Origin of the sequence: Mesobacillus jeotgali (assembly GCF_014856545.2) — a bacterium.
Classification (GTDB): Bacteria; Bacillota; Bacilli; order Bacillales; family Cytobacillaceae; genus Mesobacillus.
The window spans coordinates 1,640,853-1,660,108 of record NZ_CP109811.1; the positions used below are offsets into that span (position 1 = coordinate 1,640,853).

The 19,256-nt window shown below is 42.6% G+C and carries 20 protein-coding genes; 17 read left to right on the forward strand and 3 right to left on the reverse strand.

Translation table 11 applies throughout. The annotated features are described in order from the left end of the window. Positions 1-124: 124 nt before the first annotated feature. From FOF60_RS08135 to coaD, 3 genes are all read left to right on the forward strand, one after another. Positions 125-1,516: a stalk domain-containing protein gene (locus tag FOF60_RS08135; RefSeq protein ID WP_192470242.1), complete on the forward strand. Its 1,392-nt coding sequence runs from the start codon at positions 125-127 to the stop codon at positions 1,514-1,516. 298 nt (positions 1,517-1,814) lie between these two features. After that, on the forward strand, positions 1,815-2,387 hold the full coding sequence (gene rsmD / locus FOF60_RS08140) for a 16S rRNA (guanine(966)-N(2))-methyltransferase RsmD (RefSeq protein ID WP_192470243.1): 573 nt from the start codon (positions 1,815-1,817) through the stop codon (positions 2,385-2,387). Then, complete coding sequence (coaD, locus tag FOF60_RS08145) at positions 2,388-2,882, forward strand: pantetheine-phosphate adenylyltransferase (protein ID WP_192470244.1); 495 nt, start codon at positions 2,388-2,390, stop codon at positions 2,880-2,882. It abuts the gene before it with no gap. A 16-nt stretch (positions 2,883-2,898) separates the two neighbouring features. On the opposite strand, the gene ylbJ is transcribed toward coaD, so the two are convergent. Further along, entirely contained in the window at positions 2,899-4,122 is a 1,224-nt protein-coding gene (ylbJ, locus tag FOF60_RS08150; RefSeq protein ID WP_192470245.1) for a sporulation integral membrane protein YlbJ, read from the reverse strand. A gap of 386 nt (positions 4,123-4,508) precedes the next feature. Here ylbJ and FOF60_RS08155 point away from each other — a divergent pair, with 386 nt between their 5' ends. Together FOF60_RS08155 and FOF60_RS08160 are read left to right on the forward strand one after the other, a co-directional pair. Continuing rightward, positions 4,509-5,327: a patatin-like phospholipase family protein gene (locus FOF60_RS08155; protein WP_192470246.1), complete on the forward strand. Its 819-nt coding sequence runs from the start codon at positions 4,509-4,511 to the stop codon at positions 5,325-5,327. After that, on the forward strand, positions 5,324-6,349 hold the full coding sequence (locus tag FOF60_RS08160) for a SepM family pheromone-processing serine protease (protein WP_192470247.1): 1,026 nt from the start codon (positions 5,324-5,326) through the stop codon (positions 6,347-6,349). Before FOF60_RS08155 ends, FOF60_RS08160 begins: the two co-directional genes overlap by 4 nt. Before the next feature lie 41 nt (positions 6,350-6,390). On the opposite strand, the gene FOF60_RS08165 is transcribed toward FOF60_RS08160, so the two are convergent. Beyond that, positions 6,391-7,617 (reverse strand): nucleotidyltransferase, encoded by a 1,227-nt coding sequence (locus tag FOF60_RS08165; protein ID WP_192470248.1) that lies wholly within the window; start codon positions 7,615-7,617, stop codon positions 6,391-6,393. A gap of 146 nt (positions 7,618-7,763) precedes the next feature. Here FOF60_RS08165 and FOF60_RS08170 point away from each other — a divergent pair, with 146 nt between their 5' ends. The 4 genes from FOF60_RS08170 to FOF60_RS08185 all read left to right on the forward strand — a co-directional run bounded on the left by FOF60_RS08170 (position 7,764) and on the right by FOF60_RS08185 (position 10,207). Next, positions 7,764-8,288, forward strand: coding sequence for a YceD family protein (locus tag FOF60_RS08170; RefSeq protein ID WP_192470249.1), 525 nt, complete (start codon positions 7,764-7,766; stop codon positions 8,286-8,288). 80 nt (positions 8,289-8,368) lie between these two features. Further along, entirely contained in the window at positions 8,369-8,542 is a 174-nt protein-coding gene (rpmF, locus tag FOF60_RS08175) for a 50S ribosomal protein L32 (protein WP_023615018.1), read from the forward strand. 194 nt (positions 8,543-8,736) lie between these two features. Further along, positions 8,737-9,507 carry an enoyl-CoA hydratase/isomerase family protein gene (locus FOF60_RS08180; protein WP_192470250.1) on the forward strand — a complete coding sequence of 257 codons (771 nt, stop codon included), beginning with the start codon at positions 8,737-8,739 and terminating at the stop codon, positions 9,505-9,507. 79 nt (positions 9,508-9,586) lie between these two features. Further along, on the forward strand, positions 9,587-10,207 hold the full coding sequence (locus FOF60_RS08185) for an RsfA family transcriptional regulator (RefSeq protein ID WP_192470251.1): 621 nt from the start codon (positions 9,587-9,589) through the stop codon (positions 10,205-10,207). 107 nt (positions 10,208-10,314) lie between these two features. Here FOF60_RS08185 and FOF60_RS08190 read toward each other — a convergent pair whose 3' ends face one another. Further along, positions 10,315-10,788, reverse strand: a complete 474-nt coding sequence (locus tag FOF60_RS08190) for an N-acetyltransferase (protein WP_192470252.1) — start codon at positions 10,786-10,788, stop codon at positions 10,315-10,317. A gap of 361 nt (positions 10,789-11,149) precedes the next feature. On the opposite strand from FOF60_RS08190, the gene FOF60_RS08195 reads away from it, so the two are divergent. The 8 genes from FOF60_RS08195 (at position 11,150) to rsmH (ending at position 19,253) form a co-directional block, all read left to right on the forward strand. Then, the gene (locus FOF60_RS08195; RefSeq protein WP_192470253.1) at positions 11,150-12,493 is read left to right on the forward strand and encodes an acetyl-CoA carboxylase biotin carboxylase subunit; all 1,344 of its coding nucleotides are present in this window, start codon (positions 11,150-11,152) and stop codon (positions 12,491-12,493) included. A 13-nt stretch (positions 12,494-12,506) separates the two neighbouring features. Next, complete coding sequence (locus tag FOF60_RS08200; protein WP_192470254.1) at positions 12,507-12,719, forward strand: acetyl-CoA carboxylase biotin carboxyl carrier protein subunit; 213 nt, start codon at positions 12,507-12,509, stop codon at positions 12,717-12,719. A 21-nt stretch (positions 12,720-12,740) separates the two neighbouring features. Further along, entirely contained in the window at positions 12,741-14,282 is a 1,542-nt protein-coding gene (locus FOF60_RS08205) for an acyl-CoA carboxylase subunit beta (RefSeq protein ID WP_192470255.1), read from the forward strand. A gap of 231 nt (positions 14,283-14,513) precedes the next feature. Then, the gene (locus FOF60_RS08210) at positions 14,514-15,404 is read left to right on the forward strand and encodes a 2-dehydropantoate 2-reductase (protein ID WP_192470256.1); all 891 of its coding nucleotides are present in this window, start codon (positions 14,514-14,516) and stop codon (positions 15,402-15,404) included. Further along, positions 15,401-15,793 carry a DUF3397 domain-containing protein gene (locus FOF60_RS08215; protein WP_319801573.1) on the forward strand — a complete coding sequence of 131 codons (393 nt, stop codon included), beginning with the start codon at positions 15,401-15,403 and terminating at the stop codon, positions 15,791-15,793. The genes FOF60_RS08210 and FOF60_RS08215 overlap by 4 nt, the downstream gene beginning before the upstream one ends. 176 nt (positions 15,794-15,969) lie before the next feature. Next, positions 15,970-17,604, forward strand: coding sequence for a bacillithiol biosynthesis cysteine-adding enzyme BshC (gene bshC, locus FOF60_RS08220; RefSeq protein ID WP_192470257.1), 1,635 nt, complete (start codon positions 15,970-15,972; stop codon positions 17,602-17,604). Between the two features lie 236 nt (positions 17,605-17,840). After that, positions 17,841-18,272 (forward strand): division/cell wall cluster transcriptional repressor MraZ, encoded by a 432-nt coding sequence (gene mraZ, locus FOF60_RS08225; protein ID WP_192470258.1) that lies wholly within the window; start codon positions 17,841-17,843, stop codon positions 18,270-18,272. A 57-nt stretch (positions 18,273-18,329) separates the two neighbouring features. Further along, on the forward strand, positions 18,330-19,253 hold the full coding sequence (gene rsmH / locus FOF60_RS08230) for a 16S rRNA (cytosine(1402)-N(4))-methyltransferase RsmH (protein ID WP_264647695.1): 924 nt from the start codon (positions 18,330-18,332) through the stop codon (positions 19,251-19,253). The last annotated feature ends 3 nt before the right edge of the window (positions 19,254-19,256 follow it).

Genomic DNA, 19,256 nt, shown 5'->3' on the forward strand with positions numbered 1-19,256 from the left:
CCACTTGTGAACAGAAAATTGAAGCGTTTGTCAGACTTGATTCTTTTAAAAAAGTGAAAACTTTGTCTTACGCTCTTCCGTTGTTTTTGCTATTTTATTAGTAGTAGAGAGTGGGGATAAAACGATGAAAAAGGTGTCTATCCTGATGACCTCAGGATTATTCATAGTTATTTGCGTAGCTGTTCTATGGCAATGGAATGCTTTTTCGGAAGACAGAGGCAAACCAGCTGAACGAAAGGAAGAAACCTCTATCGTTACTTCGGTGAAGGTGGAGTCGAACCAGCTTCTAGTAAAGCAGGTTTTTTATGGTCTGGAGTCGACCCGGCAATACCAGGCAGTCATCCCGGCACAGGCTGCCGAGGTTAAATGCACCGATTCAGAAGAGAATCCATGCGGGGATGGATTGTTGCCTAAAGGAGAAAAGCTTCAGTTTGAGTACATTTTAAAAACTGGTCCAGGGCTTTCGCTTCTTTTGAATGATTGGATGATTGTACTGAAGGAAGCAGCGGTCAACAAGACGAGAATTGAGATAATAGACCAATATAACAGAAAAGGGACATGGGCTGCCGGGCTTCCATTGAAGGGCTTTAAGCAAACGGAATTACTGCGTTATTATGTGTTTGAAGGAGTTCATTCAACTCCTTCGCTATATTGGCAGGAAAAGCCGCTTTTTAAACTAAATGGTCAAAAGGGTATCGATTATTATATCAGTAAGAAGGAACAGGTCATTTATGAATTTGACAGTCTTGGCACCTTTTCCGACAATCATTTAACTGTAGTCATTACAGAGGATCAAAGGGCGATCCATGGAAACGGGCTGTTGCTGGTTGGAAACATGCTGACCGACAAGGGAATTGAGCGGCAATTGGCAACCGCCTTCCTGGCTTCCAAGTTTGGAACAGACAGGGGCAAAGAAGGCTGGACTATTGAGGCACTCGCTTCACTGGTTACAAAACAGGAACCGGAAACTGCCAAAAGCAAAGCGATGGCCAGAGAGCTGGCGAATGCTTTGACAACAGAAGAAACTGCTGCATTTGTCACCTATTTTTCCAAAGAGAGAAATCTTGATGTCAGCTTGCTCGATGAGTATTTATCATCAATCAAAGGGATGAACACAAAGTTCTTCTTAAAAAACAGCCAAAAAGGTCAAGCAGGATTTCCAATGCTTTTCACAGACTCAAGGAGTGTCATCGTAAATGGAAATGAAAAGGATGAACTGGAGGTTGTGATCAAAGGCAAGGAGCAACTATTTCCATTAGTGCCGACCATGGCTGCTCTAGGGTATAAAGCAAAAATAGGAACTGATTTTAATGCAGTGGAACTCTCATCTGACAACAGCCAATACTCCTTCAACCTGAAGAATAAAACATTCATTCTAGATGGCCAAAGCTTCGGGATTCTTGAAAATCCATTCCAGTACCTGAATGGAGAATGGTACCTGGAAAAGCGCTGGCTTCATGCGATCTTTAAGGTGCAAATTTCGGAAAGTGATGAAAGGTTATTTCTTGAAACATAATTATTTGCAATCTTTTTTAAGGCAAAAAAAAAATCCCTGCAGTTTCTGCAGGGTCCTTCTATATCCTGTCAACAGGATAGAAGGCAAAGGGAGAGGAGAAACCGGAGGAAGAACTTATGGGGAAACGTAAGTCTTCTCCGCGGTTGGCAACAACATCCTCAAATTGATGTTGTTAATCATCATTATTTCCACATTAGGAAGGGATATACACTTATTTGGTTAATTTTTTATATGTGTGGTAGGATAAGGGAGTAATTTACATAAGTTAAAAATGTTTAAATGATTGAGGGATATAAATATGAGAGTTGTATCAGGTGATTTGAAGGGCCGCGTTTTGAAAGCGGTACCCGGAACGTCTACTAGGCCTACTACTGATAAAGTGAAGGAATCGCTGTTCAATATGATTGGGCCTTATTTTACAGGAGGATTGGGCCTTGATTTATTCGCTGGAAGCGGAGGGCTTGGAATTGAAGCTCTAAGCAGAGGCCTGGAGAAAGTAATTTTTGTCGACCGTGAAGGCAAGGCAATACATATCATCAATGAAAACCTTAAATCCTGCGGTTTGGAAGAAAAGGCAGAAGTATACCGAAATGATGCTGTCAGGGCTTTGAAGGCCATTCAAAAAAGAGATCTAAAGTTCGATTATATATTCTTGGATCCCCCATATAAAAAACAGCAGCTGGTCAAGCTGTTGGAATTGATTGAAAAAGAAAGGCTTATTCATCATGATGGGTTGATCGTCTGCGAGCATGCTTCTGATATCACCTTGCCAGATAAGGTAGGGGTGCTAGTACAGTCAAGAAACGAAAGTTATGGAATAATCGGAATTACTCTTTATAAAGTCGATGCAGATGTTGAGGGGGAAATTTAAGTGGCAAGAGTGGCAGTATGTCCAGGCAGTTTCGATCCCATTACATTGGGACATTTGGATATCATTACTAGAGCAGCTAAGGTATTCGATGAGCTGTATGTAGTTGTTTTGAATAATTCTTCAAAGCAACCTTTGTTTACGGTAGAGGAAAGAATAGAGCTTATTGAACAGGTGACGAAGGGAATTCCAAATGTAAAAGTAGATTCATTCCAGGGGTTATTAGTTGATTATGCAGAGAGCGTTAACGCCGATGCCATTATTAGGGGCTTGCGCGCTGTTTCGGATTTTGAGTATGAAATGCAAATTACATCCATGAACAGAGTGCTGAGTGATAAAATCGAGACTTTTTTCATTATGACAAACAATCAGTATTCTTTCTTGAGTTCAAGTATCGTTAAAGAGGTTGCGAAGTATGATGGGAAAATTTCAGAATTGGTTCCGCCTGAGGTCGAAGAGGCGTTGCTAAGAAAATTCAAGAATGAAGAGAAGAAATAACGGGCAGAGATGCCCGTTATTTCTCTTTTAATAGGCGATTTCCAAGTAACCAGACATAAACAAGTAAACTGGCGATTGTAATCAAAGGGCCTGCAGTGGTGAGCATATTGTGTGCGTCTGCCAGGCGGCTGCCCTCCGAAGTCAGGTATTCCATTACCGGCAGGGCATTCGAAGGCTGGCCATCTTCAAAGTAGCGCTCATAAACTGGTTTCCATAAAATGAACGCATAGAATGCCGCAAAGATTCCGTGAAGGATTCTTGCAAAAAAGAAAGGTTTGAAGCGTATGTCTGTCTGGGCAAGAATACTGGCAACCTGAGCCTGGACACTAAACCCGCTGAAAGCGAGAATGAAGCTGGTTATTACCGCCTGATGCATCAAAGTGGCTTCCTGGATCTGGCTGGTCATCTGGCTGCCGAGAGTGATTTCGAATAGGCCTGAAATGAATGGAAGGCTCAAGCTTTCTGTCATACCAAGCATCACCAGTAGCATTTCGAGGAATTCGGCCAGGAATGCGGTAATGTGAAGATGGAATAATAGTTTATTAATAACCGAGAATAAGATAATGAAACCGCCAATCATCAACAAGGTCTGGATCGAGGACATCACGGCGTCACCCAGCAGTTTTCCTATCGGGCGATTGTCTTTTATCCTTGTCCTGTGCAAGGCGGCAAATGCATCCCTGATCGTAAGGTTACGACCCTTTTCCTTTGTGGCATTTTCTTCATTCCTGCCGTAGAACCTCATAACTAACCCTACACTGATGTTTCCCAGGTAGTGGGCCAGGGCCAAAATAACACCGAGCTGGACATTATAAAAGAACCCAACTGATACTGCGCCAAAGATGAATAGTGGGTTAGATGAATTAGTAAAAGATACGAGCCTTTCTGCCTCGATTTTTGACAGCTGCCCTTCCTGGCGCATTCTGGCCGTCAGCTTTGCGCCGGCAGGAAAGCCGGAAGCCATGCCCATCGCCCAGACAAAACCGCCGACACCTGGTACCTTGAACAGCGGCCTCATCAGAGGTTCCAGCAAAACACCAATAAAACGAACGACACCAAATCCAATCAGCATTTCGGAAACGATGAAAAAAGGAAGGAGTGAGGGGAAGACAATTTCCCACCACATATTCAAGCCTCTAATCGATGCATCAAAGGATTGCTGGGGAAAAGAAATGAGTGAAGCAGCCAGTAAAGTGACGGAGGCTGCAAGGAAAAGTGTTTTCATTCTTGATTTTAGCACCTAAAATCCTCCTTCCTGCGGTCTTGCTGTGAAACTGTATTAATCAATGGTAAAATAGAGGGAAACTCACCAGAGGGATCGTTTTCCATTCAAGATCCGGTATTTGTACTTACCGGACCGTATGCAGAAGGCGTTCAAACTTGTTATTCTTTTGAAAGCTGGCAGTGTTCGCGTTGATTATTGCTTTTAGCATTCTTATATGTACCGGGCTATGTTTAAATGAGGCCGCAAGGGATTCATTTTTATTTTGTTGTCACAGCAAAAAGTTTGCAAAAAGAGCCAGAAAAATACATAAATAATGATTAGTTGTCAGCCTTGTCCTCATATAAATCAATATACTCGCTGAACTCCAAATTAGACCAAGTTTAGTCTGTATCGAAAAATTCATGGTTTTAAGGGAGGAAAAAGCTTTGGCAAGTCCAAAGATCGGTTTAGCTCTTGGATCAGGAGGGGCACGGGGGTTTGCCCATCTGGGGGTCATAAAAGTTTTAAGAGATGAAGGCATCCCAATCGACTTGATTGCCGGGAGCAGCATGGGTGCACTAGTGGCTTCATTTTACGGTGCGGGCCTTGACGTCGACCGGCTTTATAAACTATCGCGTGTGTTCAAACGGAAGTATTATCTCGATTTTACGGTCCCTAAGATGGGATTTATCGCCGGCAAAAGGGTGAAGGAGCTCATCAGGATTTTCACCCATGGCAAAATGATCGAGGAGCTGGATATCCCGATTGGCATTGTTGCAACAGACCTAATGTCAGGTGAGAAGGTCGTCTTTACAAAAGGACCTGTGGCGGAAGCTGTAAGGGCAAGCATCGCAATCCCGGGAATTTTTGTTCCCGAAAAGCTGGACGGAAGATTGTTCGTTGATGGCGGAGTTGTTGACCGGATTCCTGTTTCTGTCGCTAAGGAGATGGGAGCAGATATTGTGATCGCAGTGGATGTATCCAGCGTGAAGATCAAAAACGAGGATGTTACCTCAATTTTCGATGTGATCATGCAGAGTATTGATATCATGCAAATGGAGCTGGTCGCAAATCGAGAGGTTGCTTCAGATGTAATGCTCAGGCCGCCAGTTGAAATGTTTAATTCAAAAGCATTCACTAATATTGAAGAAATCATCGCAATCGGTGAAGAAGAAGCTAAAAAGCACATTGATAAGATAAGAAAGTGCATTGAACAATGGAAGGAGCCACAAACAGAATGAGCAGAAAAAAGTCAATAGGTCTGTCTATATTGGCAGCTATATTAATAATGGCTAGCGCTCTTTTTTACTTGCCTTACTATGTTACAAAACCGGGAATGGCAAAGGAGCTGGAACCGATTGTCGAGGTTGAGGACGGTTATGATGAAGAAGGAAGTTTCATGCTGACGACAGTCAGGATGGGAAGAGCGAATATTTATGCCTATGTTATTGCCAAGCTGAGCAAATACCAGGAAATCTTTCCAGTAGAAGATATAAGGGCGGAAAATGAATCGGACGAAGAATATAATATTCGCCAGTTGCACATGATGGATAACTCGAAGACATCGGCAATAGAGGTCGCCTATAAAAAAGCGGGAAAACCAGTTGGCTACAACTATAAAGGAGTTTATGTATTAAGGATAATGGATGGAATGCCTGCTGAAGGCAAGCTTATGCCTGGCGATCTAGTTTTCAAGGTAGATGGTAATGAATTTGAATCATCTGATGAATTCATTGAATATGTTAGTTCAAAAAAGCCAGGGGATAAGGTCGAGCTCTCATATAAACGGAATGGGAAGACGAATTCAGTGGAAATTCCACTAAAGGCACTGGATGATGGCAGCAATCGACCGGTAGTAGGGATCCAGCTTGTGGATGACAAAGAGATCGACGTTGAGCCTGATGTAACAGTACAATCGGAGGAAATCGGCGGACCATCGGCTGGACTTATGTTTTCTTTGGAAATCTACAACCAATTGACCGAGGAAGATTTGACAAAAGGGTATGAAATAGCTGGTACAGGCACAATGAGTCCCGACGGAACGGTAGGTAGAATCGGGGGAATCCAGCAGAAAGTAGTAGCTGCGGATAAGGCAGGTGCGGAAATCTTCTTTGCTCCGTTTGAAAAAGGTGCAAAGGGATCGAACTATGAAGAAGCACTTATAGCGGCTAAAGATATTGGTACGAAAATGAAAATAGTTCCTGTGGATACTTTTGATGAAGCTGTATCGTATCTGGAAAATTTAAAAGAAAAATCAAGCTGAAGCTAGCTTGATTTTTTTTATCTTATAGATTTAATTAAGGTTCATCGACGGCTATCTTTCAACATGATTGGGGGCCGGCTGAATTCTTCCGTAAGCAGCTGTTCCTGGCCATGATCCTTCTGGCCAAGAGCATAAATCCTTGATGCTTTGATATCGAGTTCGATGTCAGGGTCAGAAAAGGCAGATAGTTTTGAAACAAGCGGCAGACTGAAATCCTTCTTTTTGGAATTCAGGTAGGAACGGCCTTTTTCCGTAGCACCTAATAACCTTAAATAACTCACTGTTTTTTCGCTCGTTTTCATGGTGTCTTTGCGTGTATTCGTTAAAATATGCAGGCATACTCTCTGCAGCCTTGTCCATGTATATCGCTTGGTTTTGATTGATTCCATGAATTGCTGAAAAGAGCGAGAGGCAGATGCTGCGGCAAGCAATCTATTCTCCAGTCCTTCTTCGACTTCATAGAACTCCGTTAATTCTGCTGGATTGCTTTGGGTCAGTTTATATTTTAATAAAGGCCAGTAATTTTCCCAGGAATGAAAACTGCCATATTGATCTCTGTAGTTTATTAGCTGAGCATAGGTTGTTTCCGGTACGTATTGCTTGATTGTTTCAATCTCTCCTGCCGATCCAAATAAAGCTTTACGTATGCTTGTCGCGCTGGCTATTGTGGCTGATGCGAAATGCTCGTCATGATAGCCGGCATTCTTCCTGGTGATCGTTTCCGCTTTCATTGAGCTTTTTTGCCTGATGATCGCCTGTATGTAATGAAGTCCGAGAATGTTATTCGGCTTTGAAATATCGATGAAGCTTTCAGATGGAGCAAGCGATTGGAAGCTAAGAGCGATTGATTTAGGGTAACTATGGCCTTCCCCAGTATAAAATTTTATTTTACTCTGGAATTCCTCATTGTTTTCCTCAAGAAAGGCAACCGTATTAGTGAATGCTTCCAAATCACCGGATTCGCTGCCGAAACAAAGAGTATCGCAACCAGCAGCGGAAAGAATCGAAACAGCTCCTTCTGCAAAAGTTTCTGCATGCTGTGTCGCAAAACGGTAAGGAAGTTCAAAGACGATATCAACGCCTGCTTCAAGAGCCATCTTTGTCCTTGCCCATTTCGAGACAAGGGCCGGTTCACCGCGCTGAAGGAAATTTCCGCTCATCGCCGCAATCGAAAGATCTGCATCAGTTTGTTCCTTCGCCTGTTGCAGGTGGAATAAATGGCCATTATGGAAAGGATTATACTCAACAACAACGCCAACTGCTTTCATTCTGGCACTCCTTCATGTTAAGATTGATATTGCATTGTCTTGAAGTTTAATTTAAAGTATGTATGTAAATTATAGTGTAAAGAAAAAATATTGACAAATGATTATACGAAGGGCTATAATTACCTTTGTTGCCTTGGGGTGATTCTATGAAATGGACAATAAGTCAGATACAAAAACATCGAAACAAGGACTTTCTGATTGACGAGTTTGTCCGAATGGACTCGATTAAGGAAACAGATCCGACAATCCGTGAGGTATCTCCCATCCATCTAACTGGAAGGGCAGATATCAGTGCCACAAGAGTGACATTCCATGTACGGATTGATGGCCACCTGATCCTGCCTTGTTCACGGACACTGGTTGATGTAAAACATCCAATTGATGTGGAAACTACTGAAACTTTCATGTTAAACAGCCACGACTATGAGGCTGATGAGGAAGTTCATCAAGTAACAGGCGATGTCCTTGACCTTGAACCAATCATCAGGGAAATCTTGCTAGTGGAAGTTCCATTGCAAGTATACTGTGATGATAGCGCTGGACAAGAAGGCGCACCCCAGTCAGGTAAGGATTGGGAAGTAATCGAGGAACAGGAGAAATCCGAAAAACTTGATCCCCGACTTGCCGGGCTTGCAAAATTCTTTGAGGATTCTAAGGATTCCTCTGACTAATTGATTAAAAAAGAGCGTGGAGGTCCAGAAAAGGACTGGCCTTCATAAACTTTCTTATTCCTTTTAAGGAGGTGGGAAGAATGGCTGTACCATTTAGAAGAACGTCTAAAACTGCGAAAAGAAAACGCCGTACTCATTTTAAATTACAAGTTCCGGGTATGGTAGCATGCCCTAACTGCGGTGAAATGAAACTTGCTCACCGTGTGTGCAAAGCTTGCGGAACATACAAAGGGAAAGAAGTTGTAAACGACTAATTTTCTCGTGAAAAAGCACAGGATGCAACTGCATCCCTGTGCTTTTTTTCGTTTAAGCGGACTTGAAAAAATCATCTGCCTGCAAGAAGTGGGACATTGGCGCACGAGTCCTGCTTTAATTCATACTCCAAGCACTTTTTATATGTACTGAATATTGATAAAATTTAGTGGACGAGAATATTAGGAGGAGCACAATGGATCCATACATAATTTCTAAAGAAAAAGATGGAGTACTGCTATTTACAATCAACAGGCCTGACAGGAGAAATGCCATCGACTATGATGTGATGAACGGACTGGAAAAAGCAATCGAGCTCGCTGCTGGAAACGATGTTAAAGTATTTGCTATTACGGGGGCAGGCGGCCAGGCATTTTGTTCTGGAGGCGATTTATCAGCCTTTCATCGTTTAAAAACAGAGTCGCAGGCGTATGGGATGCTTTCAAGGATGGCTAGTATTTTATACAAGCTGCTTGTCCTTCCAAAACCGACTATTGCCATTCTGAATGGTTCTGCTGTAGGAGGAGGGTGCGAAATTGCTTCAGCATGCGACTTCAGGATTGGAAGAGAAGGGATGAAAGCGGGCTTTGTCCAGGGAAACCTAGCCATTACGACTGGCTGGGGAGGAGGCTCGATCCTCTTGGAGAAACTTCCACAGAATATCGCGATGAAAATGCTGCTTGATGCGAAAATATATACTGCAGAAGAACTCGTGGAAATTGGATTCATCCACCATATTTATAAAGAACATCCGACAGATGCCTGTCTCTCATTTATGGAAGGCAGCTTGAATAAAGAGACAACTGTTTTAGAAGCCTATAAAACTTTAATGAATAAAAAATGGGAGCTCTTATCAATGAGAGAAAGGATGGAAGAGGAAGCTGCGAGATGTGCTGTATTGTGGGAACAGGAAGTCCATCACGATAAAGTGGACGAATTCATGAGTAAAAAAAATAAAAATAATTAGCAGGGTATTAGGTGATATCAGTCTATCTTTCCTATTAGATGCATATGAATGAATAAAAAACAATAGGAGGGATTTATTGATGCCATTAACCCGTCAAGATGCCTGGTCACAGGATGAAGACTTATTGCTGGCTGAAGTAGTATTGCGGAATATCCGAGAAGGCGGTACCCAATTAAAGGCATTTGATGAAGTAGGGAAACAGCTTTCGAGGACTGCAGCAGCTTGCGGTTTCCGCTGGAATTCATATGTAAGAAAGCAATATAAATCAGGTATTGAGCTTGCAAAAAAACAGCGGAAGGAAGCGAAAAAACAGGGAAAGACACAGGAGAGAGCAGAGGAGCCTGCGGCACCAGTGAGCGTAGCGCCAAGCATCCCTTCAGAACAAGAGGAACAGCAATCCAGCCTTAGCATTGAAGCGGTAAAACAATACCTCGATGACCTCTATGAAAAAGCGGCAGCTGCTAACAGCCAGGATGTGCAAAAAGATCAAATCCGCGGGCTTGAAAAGCAAATCTATTACTTGTCTGCGGAAAATGAAAAATTGGAAACACAATTGCGTTCTATGGAAGAAGACTATCGGGCCTTAATTGACATCATGGAGCGAGCAAAAAAAAGAGTAGGCCCTAAAAGTGAAGACCAACAACAAAGAATGAATTTCCAGGTTGAGGGTAAAGGAAATATGGAAAAAGTAGAAAAATAGGCAATAAAACGTGCGCCTGCCGGTCATGGCAGGCGCTATTATTGTACGATTCGATTTTAGAAAAAATAAATATCTGCTCCTGCGAATATCGCAGTTATAAAGTGAGATTATTGAAGCTGTTCAGTTACACCAGCTGGGTACCAGACAAGCGGGTTCTCTCCACGGTCCCTCTCTACATCATAATGGACTGGAGTAAAGTCCATCTTTTCCCAGAAGTCCTGTGATTTTACCCGAGGATTCGTTTTGATCGGAAGGCCAAAACCCTTCGCGAATTCAACGAGTGCTTTGCCATATCCCTTGCCCTGGTAATTTGGAAGTACCTCTAACTTCCAAAGCTCCAGATAATCCTGGGGAGGCTCGAAATAGCGGTCAAACTGTTTCTTGACCTGGTAAAGGCTCATGCGGGCAACAAGCTTGTCACCGAAATAGATTCCGTAGAACGGAGAATCGCTATCATTTTCCACAATGTTTGCTTCCAAATCCTCAAGCATTGAGAGCTCCTGATGGCCATACTCTTTGAACTTCTTGAATTCTTCTAATGTCTTATAATTGATTTTCAGTTTTTCCACTTTATTCACCATAAAACAATCCCCCAATCAAGCCGCCAATAATTCATTGTATACTGCTCTTAACGAAAGTTTGCTCATCCATAGCCGGATGATAAAAATCTGAACCTTGATTTTTATGAATCTTTCAAGGCTGAGGACAGATTCAATGACATCATGCTTTCGAAAGCAGCAATATATATATACCCGAAATGTGGCATATTTAAAGGCAGCTGAATATTTTTGTTTTTTATAGCCTATTTTTATTATATTATAAAAACATGAAAAATTCTGCATTTGAATTTTAGAAAGCGGTTCCAATTTTTGCAGGAAGTATACAGAATATTGTAGAATTTTATATAGTGAGCGTATTTTTTTACGGGAAAGGGGAAATAGCGTGCAAAAAATACTAATTGCAAACAGAGGGGAAATTGCGCTTCGCATCATCCGAACGTGCCGCGAGCTTGGTGTAAAAACAGTGGCTGTCTATTCTGATGCTGATAAAGAGTTGCCTTTTGTTAAAGAAGCTGACAGCGCTTACCGGATTGGCGAGCCGCCTGTTCAAAAATCATATCTCAATGCAGAAGAAATCTTAAGAATCGCAAAGGAAGAAAATGTCGACGGCATTCATCCTGGTTATGGCTTTTTATCAGAAAATGCAGAGTTTGCCCGTAAGGTGGAGAAAGCTGGCTTGGCTTTCATTGGTCCGGCTCCTGATACGATTGAAAAAATGGGTGATAAAATAGTCGCCAGATCGACGATGGAAGCAGCTGGTGTTCCAGTTGTGCCGGGCAGTGACCAGGGACTGAAGACACTGGAGGATGCTGTTAGGCTTGCCGAGAAAATAGGCTACCCAGTTATGCTGAAGGCTAGCGGCGGCGGGGGCGGCATTGGCATGGTGCTCTGTGAAAATGAGCAAGCGCTCGTTAAGAATTATGATTCAACGAAGGGCAGGGCAAAGGCTTACTTTGGGTCCGATGAAGTATTCATTGAAAAATACATCAAAAATGCCCGTCATGTCGAGGTGCAAATTTTTGGCGATACACATGGCAACCATGTACATATGTTTGAACGTGATTGCTCTGTACAGCGCCGCCATCAAAAGGTGATTGAGGAGGCTCCTTCGCCATTCCTGAAAGAAGAAGCGAGACAAAAGATGTATGAGACAGCAGTTAAAGCTGCTAAGGCTATGGACTATGTCAACGCAGGAACGGTGGAATTCATTGTCGATGAGAACGAGAACTTCTATTTCCTTGAAATGAACACCAGACTGCAGGTTGAACATCCAGTCACAGAAACGATTACAGGCCTGGACCTTGTTAAGTGGCAAATCCTCGTTGCCCGCGGTGAAAAACTGCCTCTGCTTCAGGATGAGATCATAAAGAATGGTTGGGCGATTGAATTCCGATTATATGCGGAAGACCCTGTAAGGTTCCTGCCTTCACCTGGCAAGATCAGTGAGTTTTCATGGCTTGAGGCAGAAGGCGTTCGAGTTGATTCTGGATATGAATCCGGTTCGACTGTAACCCCTTTTTATGATCCTATGGTTGCCAAATGCATCGTAGGAGGCAGTACCAGGGAAGAAGCAATACAGCTTGCACAGGAATTTTTTAAGACGCTGAAACTCGAAGGCATTAAATCCAATGCCCCTTTGTTTGCGGAGATATTAAGTGAAGAAGGCTTCAAATCTGGCAATTATACAACAGCCTATTTAACAGATAGAAAAATGGCATCTAAATAGAGGAGGAAAAGACATGAAAGAAATTACAGCAAATATGGCAGGTACAGTTCTTAATGTGATGGTAGCAGCAGGAGATACGGTATCAGAGGGGCAGGAAGTCCTAATGCTTGAATCAATGAAGATGGAAATCCCTGTTGAAAGCCAGGGTGCAGGAACCGTTGCGGAAGTTAAGGTGAACATTGGAGACTTTGTTAACGAAGGCGATATCCTGCTTGTATTAGAATAATAGATTTTAAGGAGGAGTAGAATGACTACGGCAAAGACATTAACTGATTCATTGCAGGAAAAAGTCCAACAAATCGAGGTTGGCGGACAACCGAAGTATCATGAAAAGCTGGCTGAGCAAAATAAATTATTTGTGCGTGAGCGTTTGAATCTATTATTTGACGAGGGAGTCTATGAGGAAGATGGCAAATTCGCCAATTTCCAGGCAGGCGACCTGCCGGCAGATGGTGTTGTAACGGCTATCGGAAAAATCGGCGGGCAAACAGTCTGTGTCATGGCGAACGATTCAACAGTAAAAGCGGGTTCATGGGGAGCAAGGACCGTTGAGAAGATCATCAGAATCCAGGAAACAGCTGAAAAACTAAAGGTGCCTTTATTGTATCTGGTTGATTCAGCAGGGGCCAGAATTACGGACCAGCTTGATATGTTCCCTAATCGAAGGGGAGCAGGCAAGATCTTTTACAATCAGGTGAAATTGTCTGGAGTAATCCCGCAGATCTGCCTTCTTTTCGGGCCTTCTGCAGCAGGCGGAGCATATATTCCGGCTTTCTGCGATATCGTGATCATGGTTGACCAGAATGCTTCGATGTATCTGGGGTCACCGAGGATGGCGGAAAAGGTAATCGGCGAAAAGGTAACGCTTGAGGAAATGGGTGGCGCCCGAATGCATTGCTCTGTCAGTGGTGTAGGCGATATGCTCGTATACAGCGAGGAAGAAGCCATTGAATCAGCGAAGCGCTATTTAAGCTATTTCCCTGCAAATTTCCAGTCGAAGACAGCTTTGGTCGAAGGAGTGGCTCCTAAGGCCGGAAGAAGCCTTGAGGAGATTGTACCAGTGAACCAAAACGCTCCATTTGACATGTATGAAGGCATTGATGCGCTGATCGACGAAGGAAGTTTCTTTGAAATCAAAAAGCTGTTTGCTCCTGAAATTATCACAGGGCTTGCTCGTATAGATGGAAGGGCAGTTGGAATCATTGCCAACCAGCCGAAGGTGAAGGGCGGAGTATTATTCGTGGACTCTGCCGATAAGGCTGCTAAATTCATCACGCTTTGTGATGCCTTCCATATCCCATTGCTATTCCTTGCTGACGTACCAGGATTCATGATTGGAACGAAAGTGGAGAGAGCCGGGATCATCCGCCATGGTGCGAAGCTGATTGCTGCGATGAGTTCAGCTACTGTACCGAAAATTTCTGTAGTTGTCCGTAAGGCATATGGAGCAGGCCTTTACGCGATGGCAGGACCAGCATTTGAGCCGGATTGCTGCATCGCCCTGCCGACTGCCCAAATCGCGGTAATGGGTCCGGAAGCTGCTGTCAATGCAGTCTACTCCAATAAAATTAATCAGATTGAAGACCCTAAAGAAAAAATTGCGTTTGTCCAGGAAAAACACCAGGAATATAAAGAAAGCATCGACATCTATAAGCTAGCCTCTGAGTTGATCGTGGACGACATCGTTGCAGCCAACGACCTGAGGAATGCACTGATCGATCGCTTCAAACTATACGAAACAAAAGATATGGAATTCAGTGTCAGAAAACATCCTGTATATCCGGTATAAAAGTAAACGGAGATCCTATTGGGTCTCCGTTTTGCTTCTATGGGGTGAAAAGTTGAGGTTCTATCAAAATTAATTCAAATAACCATAATCCCTTCTTCCTAATAAGCAAGTGTTTCTGCTAAAATATGACTAAAGTCATTGTAATATCGGTGCCAAAAATAATAGATTTTTCATTATAAAAGCACAAATGTTCTTTCATATTATTTTTTAAGAGCAGGATGAGGGGTTTTTATGAAAATAGGAATAATCGGCGGCGGCTCAATAGGATTATTATTCTCTTATTACCTAAGCTTGCACAATGAGGTTTCTATATACACAAGGACACAGGAGCAAGCAGACCTAATTAACGAACATGGTCTTCATCTTGTAAAAGGTGGAATAGAGCAGGCTCCATTACAGGTAACTGCTGCCCCAATCCAGAAATGGAGGGGGGGCGAAGATTTAACTGTTGTAGCGGTGAAGCAGTACCAGCTCTCCGGTTTAATAACTGACCTGAAAGAAAAGGCCAAAGGAAGCATTCTTTTCCTTCAAAATGGCTATGGCCATATTAAAATGCTCTCGGAGCTGGCAGCAAATGATGTTTTTGTTGGTTCTGTTGAACATGGAGCTGTCAGAATGAACGGATATACAGTTCAGCACAATGGTGTGGGTGTAACCAGAACTGCAGTTTTTAGAGGAGATTCTGGCGTCCTTGGAGAATTATCTACAATAACAAGTTTTCCATTTATCCTGGAACGTGACTACAAAGAGATGCTCATCAAAAAATTAGTGGTCAACGCGGTGATCAATCCATTGACGGCAATCCTTAAAGTGAAAAATGGAAAGCTGATTCAAAATCCTTTTTACTTTGAGATCTTCAAGCAATTGTTTGATGAATGTGCTTATGTACTTGAACTGCCTAATCGGGAACAGTACTTCAGCAATCTTATGGCAGTATGCGAAAAAACAGCAAATAACCATTCATCCATGTACAAGGATATTGAAAATGGCAGGCAGACAGAAAATGATGCCATTCTCGGGTATTTGCTTGAATTAGCCAGAAGCAAAAATAAAAAAGCTCCATTAATACATAACTACTATCACTGCATAAAGGGGAAGGAGCACGAAAGGGAGGGAGCATGATGCCGGGATTCTTCTCCGCACTTGTTGCCACATTGATCACAGTTCCAATGATTGGCTACCTCACTGTGTTCATCATCAGTAAGCAAGTTACAGGCAACCATCGTCGTTCGGTCAATATGGCTCTTGACTTTAGCACCTTTTTGCTGGTGCTGTCTGTCCATTTTTTGATCATCACCATCTGGAACAAATCGTATCTATGGCTCATCTTGATCATCTTGTTTGGGCTAGCAGCTATATTTGTTTTGATTCACTGGAAATATAAAGAGGAAATCTTGTTGCCGAAGGTATTCAAGGGCTTCTGGCGCTTCAATTTCCTGCTTTTCTTTTCAGCCTACATTGTCCTCGTGTTATATGGTTTGTTCAAACGACTGACATTCCTGTTTGCTTAAACTAGTGTTGGACCGTCTTAATAGAGGGTCCAGCATTTTTTTTAGCTTATTCAAAGCTTGATTAAAAAGAATCTTGATTTTAGAAATTTCGAAAGGCAAAGTTTTTTTCTTTTCGATTCAAACAATGCTATACTCATAACAGTGAAAATTGCTTACGAGAAAGGAAGTACAAGTTAATGGAGATGTTGAATCTCTCTCTTCCGGCTGCCAACCGGTTTGCGACAGATTATCTAACTGGAAGCCCTGGGCTGCAGAGCTTCTTTCATTATAATTTCAACGATAAAAACGCATATATCCACCGCTTGGATGAATTGAAAAATAGAAGCTTTATGAGAAATGAGCTTGCAGACCATATTCAGTCCTTTATGTCCCGTTATGCGAATTCTGAAAAAATCACAGATAATATCAATAAGCTGAGAAAAGAAAATAGCGTTGCTGTCATCGGAGGGCAGCAGGCCGGTATTCTGACTGGTCCGCTATATACAATCCATAAAGTGATTTCAATTATCAAGCTTGCTGAACAAAAAGAGGCTGAGCTTGGCGTTCCTGTCGTACCGGTATTCTGGATTGCCGGGGAAGACCATGACTACCAGGAAGTTAACCATGTGTATGTCATGAAGGACAATAAGCAGGAAAAGTGGGTTTATCCTGAGAAGAACCTAGAGAAAAAGATGATTTCAGAAGTGTGTATAAACAGGGACCTTTGCTACTCCTGGGTTGAAGAGATTATGGAAACTTACGGAGAGACGAAGCACACGAAAGAGGTATTGGAATTTGCCCTTGAATCGTTGAAGACTGCGGAATCCTTCGTTGATTTTTTTGCAACGATCATTATGGAGCTATTCAAAGATTCAGGCTTGCTGATCGTAGATTCTGGAAATAAAGAACTGCGCAGGCTGGAAAAAGACTATTTTATCAATCAAATCAAAAATCATCGTGAAATCACGTCTGCTGTTCTTGGCCAGCAGGAACGGACATCTGGTGCTGGATTTGCGAATATGATCGATATTAGCGAGAATGCAGCGAACCTTTTCTTTTATGATGAAAAAGTAAATGAGCGGATTTTGCTCCAGTTTAACCCACAAAGTGGAGGTTTTTCAGGGAAAAATGGGGAAGTCAGCTTCACATATGAAGAGCTGTTGGAGATTGCGAGCGAATATCCAGAAAAGCTGAGCAATAATGTCGTTACTCGTCCGCTAATGCAGGAGTGGCTGTTCCCGACGCTGGCGTTCATTGGCGGACCTGGAGAAATAGCCTATTGGGCTGAGCTGAAACTGGCTTTCGAACATTTGAGCCTAAAAATGCCGCCACTTGTTCCAAGACTCAACATAACATTGCTCGAAAGGTCGATTGAGTCTGACCTTGAAGAACTGAACCTTGATTTGAAAGAGGTTTTAATTTCTGGAACAAATGGTCATGAGTTGAAATTCATTGATTCTTTAAAGGATCGTGAAGTAGAAGAACTTTTCGAGAATGTAAAAACGATGCTGGCAGATCAATATAAAGTCATCCGTGAAAAATCCAACGGAATTGACCCTGTTTTGATGCCTATGCTCCAGAAGAACGAATCCATCCTGATTAAACAGGTTGAATTCATGGAGGATAAAATAGTAGAGGCCATTTGCCGAAAGCATGACCATATCCTGCGTAAATTCACAAGGGTAGAAAACGCGTTAAGGCCAGGCGGTTCACCGCAGGAAAGAGTCTGGAACCCGTTCTACTACTTAAATAAGTTCGGATTAAATTTAATACCAGATTTACTAAAGCTTGATTATGAATTCGATGGAACACATAAAATTATAAAGTTGTAAGTTTAAGCTTCATCCTTTTTAGGATGGAGCTTTTCTTTTTAAAGATAAACAACTCAGCTTTGCCCGAAAAGAGTGAGAGGGTGAATTTCGATGAAAGCAACTTTTTTGAAATGAAAGAAATTGATGGAAATGAATATTTACAGAAGGAATTTAAGGGCGTGGGGAGAATAATTAAAATAAGGTGGTGAAAAGTGGGGGAATGTGGTACATTGTATTTAGAAAGTGGGGGTAGTGGCATGTTCATGGGTGAATACCATCATAATGTTGATAGCAAAGGCCGATTGATCATCCCTGCCAAGGTCCGTGAAAACCTGGGAGAAATGTTCATTCTTACCCGTGGACTTGACCAATGTTTATTTGGTTACCCCGTTTCTGAATGGTCAGTGATTGAAGAAAAGCTTAAAGGACTTCCGCTGACTAAAAAAGATGCACGTGCATTTACCCGTTTTTTCTTTTCGGGTGCTACCGAGAGTGAAATTGACAAACAGGGGAGAGTAAATATTCCTTCCCCGCTGATGCAATACGCCAAGCTTGAGAAAGAATGTGTGATTTTAGGTGTTTCCAATCGAATTGAAATTTGGAGCAAAACCATCTGGGAAGAATATTTCGCAGAATCTGAGGAATCTTTTGCTGAAATTGCGGAAAATATGATTGGATTTGATATTTAAGGGTAACATTATTCTGATATAATATTACCTGCTCCTCGATTGGAAAGGTGGATCATGATGTTCAAACATACAACAGTTTTACTGGAAGAAACAGTAGACGGGCTAGATATCAAGCCTGACGGTACATATGTGGATTGCACTCTCGGTGGCGCAGGCCACAGTGAATTAATTTTGTCCAAGCTTTCGGAAAAAGGAAAGCTATACGCGTTTGATCAGGACGATATTGCAATTGCGAATGCGAAAGAGAAGCTTGCTGCTTATGGCGACAGGCTGACGATCATCAAGAGCAATTTCCTTTATTTACAGGAAGAGCTTGAAAATTTGGGTGTAACAGAAGTGGATGGAATCCTGTATGATTTGGGGGTTTCCTCACCGCAGCTGGATACTCCAGAACGCGGCTTCAGTTATCACCATGACGCTCCGCTCGATATGCGAATGGACCAGGATGCACCATTGTCCGCGTATGATGTGATTAATGAATGGCCATATGAAAAATTGGTCAAAATCTTTTTCCAGTATGGTGAAGAGAAGTTTTCAAAGCAAATTGCCCGCAAGATTGAGGCAGCGAGAGAAAGTAAACCAATTGAAACAACTGGTGAACTTGTCGAATTGATCAAGGATGCGATTCCTGCACCTGCAAGGAGAAAAGGCGGTCATCCGGCCAAACGAGTTTTTCAGGCAGTCAGGATTGCGGTTAATGATGAGCTTGGTGTATTTGAAAAATCGCTAGAGCAGGCAATCGATCTCCTGTCCGTAGGAGGAAGGATCAGCGTCATCACCTTCCACTCACTTGAAGACAGGATTTGCAAGGTAACCCTAAAAAAAGCGAGTGAAACGCCTCCGCTTCCACCAGGCTTGCCAATCATACCTGAAGAATACCAGCCAAAATTGAAGCTGATAACTAGGAAGCCGATCCTTCCGTCAGAGGAAGAGCTGGAATTCAATAACCGGGCAAGATCCGCAAAGCTGCGCATCAGCTGAAAA

What these genes read in the sequence shown, in the direction of transcription:
- FOF60_RS08190 (WP_192470252.1), bottom strand. Translation starts at nt 10,788, where the DNA reads ATGGTGAATAAAGTGGAAAAACTGAAAATCAATTATAAGACATTAGAA.
- FOF60_RS08210 (WP_192470256.1), top strand. Translation starts at nt 14,514, where the DNA reads ATGAAAATAGGAATAATCGGCGGCGGCTCAATAGGATTATTATTCTCT.
- FOF60_RS08205 (WP_192470255.1), top strand. Translation starts at nt 12,741, where the DNA reads ATGACTACGGCAAAGACATTAACTGATTCATTGCAGGAAAAAGTCCAA.
- FOF60_RS08165 (WP_192470248.1), bottom strand. Translation starts at nt 7,617, where the DNA reads ATGAAAGCAGTTGGCGTTGTTGTTGAGTATAATCCTTTCCATAATGGC.
- FOF60_RS08180 (WP_192470250.1), top strand. Translation starts at nt 8,737, where the DNA reads ATGGATCCATACATAATTTCTAAAGAAAAAGATGGAGTACTGCTATTT.
- bshC (WP_192470257.1), top strand. Translation starts at nt 15,970, where the DNA reads ATGGAGATGTTGAATCTCTCTCTTCCGGCTGCCAACCGGTTTGCGACA.
- FOF60_RS08185 (WP_192470251.1), top strand. Translation starts at nt 9,587, where the DNA reads ATGCCATTAACCCGTCAAGATGCCTGGTCACAGGATGAAGACTTATTG.
- FOF60_RS08155 (WP_192470246.1), top strand. Translation starts at nt 4,509, where the DNA reads ATGGTTTTAAGGGAGGAAAAAGCTTTGGCAAGTCCAAAGATCGGTTTA.
- rsmH (WP_264647695.1), top strand. Translation starts at nt 18,330, where the DNA reads ATGTTCAAACATACAACAGTTTTACTGGAAGAAACAGTAGACGGGCTA.
- FOF60_RS08135 (WP_192470242.1), top strand. Translation starts at nt 125, where the DNA reads ATGAAAAAGGTGTCTATCCTGATGACCTCAGGATTATTCATAGTTATT.
- rsmD (WP_192470243.1), top strand. Translation starts at nt 1,815, where the DNA reads ATGAGAGTTGTATCAGGTGATTTGAAGGGCCGCGTTTTGAAAGCGGTA.
- FOF60_RS08170 (WP_192470249.1), top strand. Translation starts at nt 7,764, where the DNA reads ATGAAATGGACAATAAGTCAGATACAAAAACATCGAAACAAGGACTTT.
- mraZ (WP_192470258.1), top strand. Translation starts at nt 17,841, where the DNA reads ATGTTCATGGGTGAATACCATCATAATGTTGATAGCAAAGGCCGATTG.
- rpmF (WP_023615018.1), top strand. Translation starts at nt 8,369, where the DNA reads ATGGCTGTACCATTTAGAAGAACGTCTAAAACTGCGAAAAGAAAACGC.
- FOF60_RS08160 (WP_192470247.1), top strand. Translation starts at nt 5,324, where the DNA reads ATGAGCAGAAAAAAGTCAATAGGTCTGTCTATATTGGCAGCTATATTA.
- FOF60_RS08200 (WP_192470254.1), top strand. Translation starts at nt 12,507, where the DNA reads ATGAAAGAAATTACAGCAAATATGGCAGGTACAGTTCTTAATGTGATG.
- FOF60_RS08215 (WP_319801573.1), top strand. Translation starts at nt 15,401, where the DNA reads ATGATGCCGGGATTCTTCTCCGCACTTGTTGCCACATTGATCACAGTT.